We start from the raw sequence: 8731 nt of genomic DNA, 5'->3' as shown, positions 1-8731 counted from the left end.
CCCCGGCGTGCCTGGTGCCCGGACCGGCAGTAGCGGTTCGATCACTGTCCACAACTCGTCGTCCACGATCCACGGGGCCGCCACGACGAAACATACTGCACCGCAACGAGAATCACCGCCACTCAACCGAACCTGTTAGGGGCTCTTACCGGTCACACAGTCACTGTGTCGATGCGGCTTCGGGCCACTGCGCGATGTCGCCCACCACGACCTTATCCTCAACGATGTGCACCACCGCCTTCCTGTCCGAGCACGCGATCACCGCCCACAGAAGGTGCCTCGCGAGCTCGCGCGCCCGCGCTTCGGACTCACCGCGGTGCACCACATGCTCGACAGGATCGAGCGAACCGTCGCCGGGCTCCTGCTCGGAGAAAGCGCCAGCTGCCCGTGATCGTGGTGGTTTGGACCACGACATCGATGGGGCAATCGGGAGGGCGGATATGTGGACTCGGCCCACGGTGGCCACTTGACATGTCAGCGTGGCGTAGGAGGCTGCTGGGTGAGGCCGGGGTCTGAAGCATCCACGTTCGGGCACTGGCCGTAACACCGCAGGTTCGGTCGTGACGCTAGGACTGGGCCTGCGGTGCCGTGTCGCTGGCCTGAGCGTGGAGCGTCCGACCGGTTCCCCCAACTCACCGTCGGGGCCTGGGGAAGGGTGCTGTCGACGCCGCGCGGAAACTCGAGGCTGTGGCGGGAAGTGTTGGCCTCTGCGTGAGAACTGGCGCGTGGTGGGTAACCGGTCAACTGTCGGATCGGTCGCCGAGGATGGCGCGGTCGTTACCGACGATCATTCGAAGCCGGATTGCGACCTCAGCCGATCGGAGCATCGGCGCCCGGAGAATCCATGGTTACCACTGCAGCATCGAACTCGTCCGCCGGGTCCGATCCCGCCACCGAGAGTGGGGACCCGCGCCCGGCCGACGGCGCGGACACCCGCATACCGCCGGCGTCGGGACTTGGGACTCGATGCGCAACTGGCGCCGCTGCGGATCCCAGCGCTGGTACTCGGGGTCGTGCTACTCGCTCTCGGTGGGGTGGCGCTGGTTGCGTTGCGGGGGTGGTGGCGCGACTTCGGCGGGCCGCTGGTGATCGTCGCCTACCTGCAGTACTTGGGTGTGGCCGCGGCCGTGGCGTGGTGGGGACTGCGCAGAGTCCGCCGTCACCGGCGGTCGTCTCGGCGGGGTGTGGCGCCGGAGGAGACCAGCCGGTCAGCGGCCGAGGCTGGCACGCGCAGGCGGAGGGGAGGTCGGCGGTGGGGATGATGGGCGCGATCATCACGTTGCCGTTGAGCGCGATCACCGGCGTGATCCGGTGTGCTCAGGCCGTTCGGGATCAGGCCGAGCAGACAACCCGACCGGACCCCGCGGTCATCTGTGGCCGACTCGAGCAGATCGCCGAAGCCGCTGCCGAGGGCATGTTGTCCGAGCAGCAAAAGCTCGCCGCCCAGCAACAGGTGTTCCTTGCGATGCAGCGCTACACGCCGTGACCGAAACGGTTCATGGCCATTGCTGGTGGACGGCGTTTCTGGTCATGGGGAAGGTCGAAGTGGTGGGTGAGCGAAGCACGCAGCGTGCCGGCGTCCCCAGCAGACCAGGCGATGAAGCAGTCGGGCGCATGAGCAACGCGGTCGCGATCGTGCCCTGCAGTGGGCCGGTGACCACGTCGACCCGGTCTCGCCATAGCGCGGTGCCCCTGGCGTAGGCACCCGTGGAGTCCAGCAGCAGTGCCCGGGCGGCGCGGGTCAGCTCGGCAAGGCGTATCGGACCGTGATCACCGTGCACGACCACGTCAGGGCGCAGCGGCCGGCCAACGGATCGGCGGTGTCGGCGGGGTAGCTGATGTCCGCGCCGGACATCAGCGCCGCAATGTCCCCAGTACCTCCGGCTTGCGCAGCAGTTCGGCGAAGAGTTCCCGCAGGCCAGTGATCTCGTCGCCGGGGCCGATGAGCGCCGACTGTGCCTGGGTGAACACGACGACCCGTTCGGCGACGGGGTGACGCTCAGTTTCGTACGTGTCGAGCAGGCCTGCGGTACCCAGCTGCGCACCATGGCGGCGAGATTCCAACCTGGGTTGAGGGCGACGTTCTGCAGGCCCAGATTAAGGCCGGGGCCGCCCATCGCAGGGTGGACGTCCCTGACTTCACAAAGGTGTGCACGACTCAGATTCGGTGAGCGAAGCGATGAGCGACGCGCACACGACGCGTTCGACGGTTTCACGCCCGGGTTCGATGGTGGCAGTTCGCATAGCTTGCTTGGCCTCCTCTCGGGCGATCCCCCGCAGCGCGGGCAGCGGCGTACACCTGGGTGCCGTGGCACCGCGGGTAGGGCGGCCATCGTGGCGGCCGAGCATCACCCGCGCACGCCGTGCCGCTGTTCTGGTACCTTGCACGCAGCTGAGCGTGTTCGAAATCATCGTGAGTGTTGACCGTCGTGCCGTCCAGCTGCGGTGGCGACTTCGACCTCACGCTCGATCGAACGTCACATGGGTGACGCCGCTGGCAGCAGAGACCACTTCGACGTTATAGGAATCGTGGAGGTCCTCCAATCCGTCCCAGAGTCGGACACCGCGACCGAGCAGGATCGGCACCTGCACAATGTGCAGGTGCTAGGAAATCGCGTAGCATCGTCGCTCCGCCACCGATCCGGACGTCTCGATCGCCCGCAGCCGCACGGGCGAGTTCGAGTGCCTCAACCGGCGGTGCATCGACAAAGTGGAAGGTCGTCCCGCCTTCCATCTCGAGCGCGGGCCGAGGGTGATGAGTGAGCACGAAGACCGGAGTATGGAACGGCGGGTTGGGGCCCCACCAGCCTTGCCAGTTCTTGTCCTCGTGCCAGCCAGGCAGTCCGAACTTGCCGGTGCCCATGATCTCGGCCCCGATACCGTCCATATACCGCCGAGCGAACGCATCGTCGACGCCCACCCCGCCGCTCGCGACGCCCTGTGGCACCCGACCGGGGCTGCCATCGAACTCCCCACGCATTGCGCGAAAGTAGGGGGTGGTGAACATCCATCGGTGTAGCCGGTCCCCGGCATGCCCGAAGGGTGCGTCCAGACTGCACTCCACTCCCGTGGCGAAGCCGTCCAGGGAACCAGGCCGGGCTCGTGGGTCGTCGTCGGGTGCTGGATTCGACGCCGTTGTATGACGCGGTGGCCACGATGGACACCATCACCCTGGTCCGCTCGGCGATCCGGGGTCTGCTCGCTGCGGCAGGTGCCGAGTTGGAGGCCGGGACAACGACGCCGCCGCGGTGTTCGGTGATGCCGCCTATGGGGCGGGAGAGTTGCTGAAACTATTGGACGACAACGGGGTTCGAAATCTGATCAAGGTGCAGCCGTCGCCGTCGGTGAAAGGGCATTTCTCCAAGGACCGGTTCACGATCGACCTGAACACCCGGACGGTGAGGTGTCCGGCCGCAGTCACCGCACCGATCGCCGCCCGGATCGGTCGCCACTGGTGACCACGGTCCGGCCCGATAGTCGGAGGGGCTTCGCGGTTCACCAGAATCCACCCTGTGCCCGCGTTGGTGAGCCGGGAGATATTCACTTCCCACCAGCGCGGCGCTGCACTGCCCGACCCGACCGCCGACCCCGCCGTGCGCATCGTAGGCGACCGGCACGCCCACCGCAGCACACGCACCGGGCCCGCCAGTCGCCGCCATTCCTCCCGTTCCTCCCCGAATCCGATGTAACGGGTGCGGCGGCCGGCGGCGACGCTTCGGGAGTTCTGAGCCGGGTTACGGTAGCCGCGACCTGCTGCGACTGCGGGCACCCGCTGTTTGCGCTACATCAGCCTGCGCTCCGGTGAGGACGTGCTCTAGGTGTCTGGTGTCGAACGGGCAGTGTGTGGGCTGTGGCGTGCCGGGAAGGTTGGAGTGATCGACCAGTTGACGGTGCCCGGGTTAGTCGGTGTCGGGCCGTGTCAGGGTCGTGGTGATTGTGTATGAGGGTTCCGGTGGCCGGTATCGTCAGGCCCGAGCCGTGGTCCAGCCGCTGGTGGTGTGGCCGATGCCCAGGACCGCGAGGCGGGCGAGGTTGACCGCGGCGGCCAGCAGGCCGAAATCAGCGCCGATCTTGACCGGTCCGCGCATCCGGGCACGGCGCCCGCCGTGGCGGCGGCGCATCAGATGACCGATTTTGCGTTCCACTTTGGGGCGGGTTCCGCGGTAGTCGGCTTTCCAGACAGGATCGTCTCGACGCTCCCGGGCCGTGGCCAGGTAGCGCTCGTAAGCGCCGATGGTGATCGTGCGCCCACTGGCTGCGGTGGTGCACTGTGTGGGCAGCGGGCAGGACGCGCACGCGTCACCGAAGCAGGCGACGCCGGTGGCCAGCAGGGCGTAGCGCAGTGCGCCTTCGCGGGAGTTCCCGTGCAGCGACGGCTGAAAACGACTTCGAACATCGACACCCGGATCAGCTCCACGCTCCCAGGTAGCCCGTCCACCGCGCTCGCGGGGTACACGGCCCACTCGAGGGCACGGGCGATCGCAGGCACCCGCGGTAGTCCGGGCAGTCGCGCAGCGCGTGGTGCGCCCGCTCGGCCGCCTCCTCTTCGGCGCGGCGGCGCCGTTCGGCGGCGATCTGCTCGTCGGTGCTCACACGAGACCGTCCGACCACCTATGTACGCCAGCGCGAACCCGACCTCGACCACGCCCTGAACCTCGCCGGCCACGTTGCGGACCTGCTCACCGACCAGGTCACCTCCACCCGCGTCGTCGGCCACCTCACCACGCTGCTCGACGACCTCACCCCTTACCGGCGCCAGCCCGCGGTCCGTGAACTCGGCGAGCGTGTGCACGCCTTGCACGCTGCGACCAGTACCAGGACCAGCTGAAATGCATTGGGTCCGGAGAGAAGGCACCGACCATTGGGGGTGGGCCCCGGATACGGTCACCCGGCCGAGGGCGCACCACCGAGCCCCTGGTCACTACGCCTGCACGACCGCAACGAACGCATCTGGCGGCAATCCCACTACCGGACCCCAGCACAGATCGCCGCGTCGGAAGCACTGTCCGAGACCAGGATTCGGCAGATCATCGCCGAAGCGACCGGGTTCTACAACCAGCCGCCCAGTGACGTCAGCGGCGACGAATGACGCAACCGCGGCGATATGCCTGACCACCCGAGGGGTAGCCGGTAGGGATCGTTCCGGGGTTTCCGTCGACGAAGTCTACCGTCAGATTCGGCCGTCTCGGACCAGCCGCATCAGCGCCTCGCGCCCGGCTTCCTCATCGGATTTGGCCATCAATTTCTCGATCGTCTGCTCCGACAGCGTCGCGCACATCATCAAGACATCGCCGGTCAGCTTCTCCAGCTCATCGATCGCCGCGACGTACGTGTTCACCGCGGTCCGCTGCTCGGTGGTGCCGAGCTCCCGTTGCCAGCGGTCGGCCTGGTTGCGGAACAGCACCAGATCCTCACGCTGGTTCTCGTAGACACGAATGCAGTGGTTCACCGTGTCGTCGTCGAGCCGGTACGGCTCGTCCAGCGCCGGGGCGAACAGGTCGATCTGGCCCCGAATAACATCGATACCTTCGCGGATGTGGTCGGTGAACCATCCGATTCGGGAGATGGGGTACCAGTTCTGTTCACCGCGTTCGGTCACGTCGAGCACCTTATCCGGATCCGCAGGCCGAGGGCGCAGGATTCGTTATCGCGCAACGGGTGTAGGCGGAAGGCCCTGGAACCACAACCAGGGCTTTCCTCGACCGCTGTCCCGAAGGGGACCGGGACCTCGGCCTCGACGAGTATCGAACCATCGGCCACCGACACTGCCGGAGCAAGCGGCGGCGAGCGACCGGTCCGAATGCGGCTGTGCGGCCCGTCCGTCGACGCCCCCCGTGTCCGGTTACTGGGTGTCGAAAGCGAATGCCCTGGTGCCCTCGTAGGTGAAATCGGGCGGAGAGTTGCGGGCGTAGACAGCGCGGGTGATCACCTTGTCCAGTGCGTCCGCCGAACCAGCGGCCAGCGCGGTCAGTTCATCGGCTGTCAGGTCGCTGACCGTCAGCGTGCGCTCGCGCGGACGGGTCGGTTCCGAATCCGCCCATGAGTAGCCCAGCAACACGACGCTGAAACCGGTTGGTGCACCCGGTCTGGACGGCCTTGCTCAGCTCGGCGGCGAACGTGGCGTACGAGTCGGTCTCTATGTAATACCTGCCGTTGCGAAGGTCGATCTTCGTGGCTGGTGGCGGTCGGTCGGGGACGATGCGGTGCTCACGATGTGCCTTTCGTCGGGTCGGCTGATGTGGCGGGGGCGGGATCACGGTGTAGCTGGACTGGATTACTCCGTGTTGCCGGTCGCCGCGGACGGCCCGGCTGCCACCAGTAGGTGCCCACGTGCTTGCCCAGCAGAGGCGCCTCGGCGGTGTAGGTCTTGAAGTGACCTCGCACCAGGTGCCACGGCGCCGGGCCGCCACCGAGTCCCGAAGCGCCCGTGGCGTTTCCAAACCGCGGTGGGCTTCCGGGTAGGGTGATCACGTGGTGGGTCAGCGGTTTGCTCGGCCTGGTGCTGCCCTTTCTGGGGCGGCGGGCCTCGCGGCTGCGATCTCGGGTTTCGATGACTTCGGTGTTGCGGCAGTTCATGATCGCGATGGCCATGAACGCGGGCAGCGTGGGCATGGACACCTGCGCACCCTGCGCGGGGTCGACGCCGCTGACGCCCATCTCGAGGAGTCCTCCGCGTTCGTCGATGAACGCCACCACGATCCACGGGTAGTAGATGATCTTGTCCGGAAACCCGACGAAGGACATGAACTCGAGGAGCTGGGCAGATCCGGCCGGTGCCCACTCGGGCGGTGAGTAGCCTGCGACCCAGGCCGCCGCCTGCGGCGGCTGTGCGGGGAAAATCCTAGCGCTCCGCGGGCTTCCCATTCGATCCACATCGACTCGAACGGCAACCGCAGCAGACCAGAGGTGGCGGTGGGCAAGGGGGCGCGCCCGGCCTCCTTCATCGCTGTGACCCAGTCCGCGCACTGATCGGCGGTCACCCGCACACACTCACCGACGATGTGCCGCAGGATCTGCGCATCCAGGGGTACATGATCAGGTGGCGGCGGACCGAAGATCTCCGCGGCCACGACATCGCGGACGTCTCCCCGGTGGATGCGATCGAACATTCGCATGGGAACCTGCCCCTGCCCGGGTTACTGTTCGGTGATCTTGAGTTGCCGGGCTCGCTTGATCTCCTGGAACGATTCGTAGTCGCCCGCGCGGCCCAACGTCTTGAGCAGGGTCTCGAACTTCTTGGCGTTGAGTTTCTGCTCGGTGCACTGGTCGAACAGTTCCGGCTCCTGGGATTGGACCAGGTCGGGATTGATGCGGCGGCTCTTGATGCCCGTTTCCCAGGTCGCGCCTTTCCGCGTATGCGCTCACGCCGTTCCCGTCCCGGCGTGAGTGGGTGCGGCCGTTGCAGGCCACCTCGACGCCGACCGTGCGCAGGATATCGAGAATCGCCGTGATGTCGGACAGCTCACCGGTCAACCGCATCTCCACGCCGTGCGTGCTGGGCATGGCTCGATGCTCTCACGGCCCACCGACACTGCATTTGGACGGTAGGAATCCGCCGGATTCCGGTCGGCCCCGAAAGCGGCCGGATCGAAGCAGTCGGCACCGCGGTGCCCCCGATAGTCCGCACTGCCGCCGTCATGCCCCACCGATCGCGTACGGCCTTCACTATGGAGACTGTGACCGATAAGGAACCGCACCTGACGATCCTCTACTCCTGCACCGCGAACTGCCTCTGTACGAGGAGGATCCGGGACCTGCCGAACTCAACATCGGCTCGGAACTCGAGCCGCACATGGTGCCGCGTAGTCACGCGTGGCGTGATTACTACGCCCACCACCTGATCACCCAGATCTCTGCCGATATCGCTCGGCTCAGGCAGTGCTCCGAATGGGCTCACCAGCAGCACGATCGAGACGACTTCCCGACGACCTGACCGCGGCGGAGCGAGATGAGGCATAGCAGTTCTGGCAGTGCGCCCTCGAGATCGCGGACATGGCCATCGAGATCGTAGAGGGTGCCAGCGCGGCCACTGATGAGAAGGCTCGCCAACGACTGCTGGCGAGCAGCGAGCACCTTCAGATGGGTATCGCTTTCGGGGCGCTGCCGGATGTGGTGGCCCAGTCCGCGGCCGATCTCGTCGACAAATTGGACCGAATCGACCAGTCCAACCCTGGCGACTAGTGTTCGGACTCCTCCATCTCCTCCGCCGCGTCCCATTCGTGTTCCGTGACGTGGGTGCGCTCGGTGGGCGTGGGGCTGAGGTCGTCGGATGCTCGAACTCCCATATCGCCTTCTCCAGCAGGGAGCGGGCTTCGCGACTGCGCAGTGACAGCTCCTGCCGGTGGACGTCATCGGGGACCGTGCGGATCTGGTCATCGGGCTGGGCGATGCGTTCGCTCAGTCGCACAAGGGTTTCGCTCCTTGGGTCGTGCCACGGCGTTGCAGTTCGGCGATGACCTCGCTGTATTGCTCGTTCAGGGTGGCCACGTCTCTACTCCTGTTCCCGGGCGTGAATCAGCGTTCGCATCCAGGGCGCTCGTGAATCCCCCCGGTTTCCGTGCACACCCGGTTATCTGTCAGCCACCGGTTGCGTGGCGTGTTGTGCATAGTAGTCTGCCTCGTACTCGACCGGTGGTTTGCGGCCGAGCCGGTGCATCAGCCGGGACCCGTTGAACCACGACACCCAGGCGGCGGTGACGGCCTCGACATCTGTCAGTCGCGGTAGCGGCCC

The 8731-nt window shown here is 66.6% G+C and carries 12 protein-coding genes and 1 pseudogene; 6 read left to right on the top strand and 7 right to left on the bottom strand.

Annotated elements, in window-relative coordinates; all coding sequences use genetic code 11:
- Nucleotides 1-160: 160 nt before the first annotated feature.
- Nucleotides 161-415, bottom strand: coding sequence for a hypothetical protein (locus tag GVY64_RS36130; protein ID WP_159851077.1), 255 nt, complete (start codon nt 413-415; stop codon nt 161-163).
- Between the two features lie 541 nt (nt 416-956).
- Between GVY64_RS36130 and GVY64_RS36125 the strand changes: the two genes are divergently transcribed.
- Both GVY64_RS36125 and GVY64_RS36120 read left to right on the top strand, forming a co-directional pair.
- Nucleotides 957-1262 (top strand): hypothetical protein, encoded by a 306-nt coding sequence (locus tag GVY64_RS36125; RefSeq protein WP_159851075.1) that lies wholly within the window; start codon nt 957-959, stop codon nt 1260-1262.
- Nucleotides 1259-1486 (top strand): gas vesicle protein G, encoded by a 228-nt coding sequence (locus GVY64_RS36120; protein ID WP_236567529.1) that lies wholly within the window; start codon nt 1259-1261, stop codon nt 1484-1486. Before GVY64_RS36125 ends, GVY64_RS36120 begins: the two co-directional genes overlap by 4 nt.
- 10 nt (nt 1487-1496) lie before the next feature.
- On the opposite strand, the gene GVY64_RS38975 is transcribed toward GVY64_RS36120, so the two are convergent.
- On the bottom strand, nt 1497-1781 hold the full coding sequence (locus tag GVY64_RS38975) for an aromatic-ring hydroxylase C-terminal domain-containing protein (protein ID WP_328821059.1): 285 nt from the start codon (nt 1779-1781) through the stop codon (nt 1497-1499).
- Nucleotides 1782-2460: 679 nt separating this feature from the next.
- Nucleotides 2461-3007 (bottom strand): annotated as a pseudogene (locus GVY64_RS38480) (dihydrofolate reductase family protein).
- A 241-nt stretch (nt 3008-3248) separates the two neighbouring features.
- Between GVY64_RS38480 and GVY64_RS36110 the strand changes: the two are divergent.
- Complete coding sequence (locus tag GVY64_RS36110; protein ID WP_159851071.1) at nt 3249-3458, top strand: hypothetical protein; 210 nt, start codon at nt 3249-3251, stop codon at nt 3456-3458.
- Nucleotides 3459-3965: 507 nt separating this feature from the next.
- Here the strand turns inward: GVY64_RS36110 and GVY64_RS36105 are convergent.
- A complete protein-coding gene (locus GVY64_RS36105) occupies nt 3966-4463 on the bottom strand; it encodes a transposase (RefSeq protein ID WP_201298324.1) in 498 nt (165 codons plus the stop codon).
- A gap of 122 nt (nt 4464-4585) precedes the next feature.
- Between GVY64_RS36105 and GVY64_RS36100 the strand changes: the two genes are divergently transcribed.
- Nucleotides 4586-4828 carry a hypothetical protein gene (locus GVY64_RS36100; protein ID WP_159851069.1) on the top strand — a complete coding sequence of 81 codons (243 nt, stop codon included), beginning with the start codon at nt 4586-4588 and terminating at the stop codon, nt 4826-4828.
- Between the two features lie 33 nt (nt 4829-4861).
- On the top strand, nt 4862-5089 hold the full coding sequence (locus GVY64_RS36095) for a hypothetical protein (protein WP_159851067.1): 228 nt from the start codon (nt 4862-4864) through the stop codon (nt 5087-5089).
- Nucleotides 5090-5170: 81 nt separating this feature from the next.
- Here GVY64_RS36095 and GVY64_RS36090 read toward each other — a convergent pair whose 3' ends face one another.
- The 3 genes from GVY64_RS36090 to GVY64_RS36080 form a co-directional block, all read right to left on the bottom strand.
- Nucleotides 5171-5599, bottom strand: a complete 429-nt coding sequence (locus GVY64_RS36090) for a hypothetical protein (RefSeq protein ID WP_159851065.1) — start codon at nt 5597-5599, stop codon at nt 5171-5173.
- 243 nt (nt 5600-5842) lie between these two features.
- Nucleotides 5843-6058, bottom strand: coding sequence for a hypothetical protein (locus tag GVY64_RS36085; protein WP_159851063.1), 216 nt, complete (start codon nt 6056-6058; stop codon nt 5843-5845).
- 149 nt (nt 6059-6207) lie between these two features.
- Nucleotides 6208-6744, bottom strand: a complete 537-nt coding sequence (locus GVY64_RS36080) for a hypothetical protein (RefSeq protein ID WP_159851061.1) — start codon at nt 6742-6744, stop codon at nt 6208-6210.
- 1248 nt (nt 6745-7992) lie between these two features.
- On the opposite strand from GVY64_RS36080, the gene GVY64_RS36075 reads away from it, so the two are divergent.
- Entirely contained in the window at nt 7993-8181 is a 189-nt protein-coding gene (locus tag GVY64_RS36075) for a hypothetical protein (RefSeq protein WP_159851059.1), read from the top strand.
- The last annotated feature ends 550 nt before the right edge of the window (nt 8182-8731 follow it).

Source organism: Nocardia sp. CY41 (assembly GCF_009829325.1).
Taxonomy (GTDB): Bacteria; Actinomycetota; Actinomycetes; order Mycobacteriales; family Mycobacteriaceae; genus Nocardia.
This window is presented reverse-complemented; position numbering and strand designations above follow the sequence as displayed.

What these genes read in the sequence shown, in the direction of transcription:
- GVY64_RS36130 (WP_159851077.1), bottom strand. Translation starts at nt 415, where the DNA reads ATGTCGTGGTCCAAACCACCACGATCACGGGCAGCTGGCGCTTTCTCC.
- GVY64_RS36120 (WP_236567529.1), top strand. Translation starts at nt 1,259, where the DNA reads ATGATGGGCGCGATCATCACGTTGCCGTTGAGCGCGATCACCGGCGTG.
- GVY64_RS36080 (WP_159851061.1), bottom strand. Translation starts at nt 6,744, where the DNA reads ATGTCCTTCGTCGGGTTTCCGGACAAGATCATCTACTACCCGTGGATC.
- GVY64_RS36075 (WP_159851059.1), top strand. Translation starts at nt 7,993, where the DNA reads ATGGCCATCGAGATCGTAGAGGGTGCCAGCGCGGCCACTGATGAGAAG.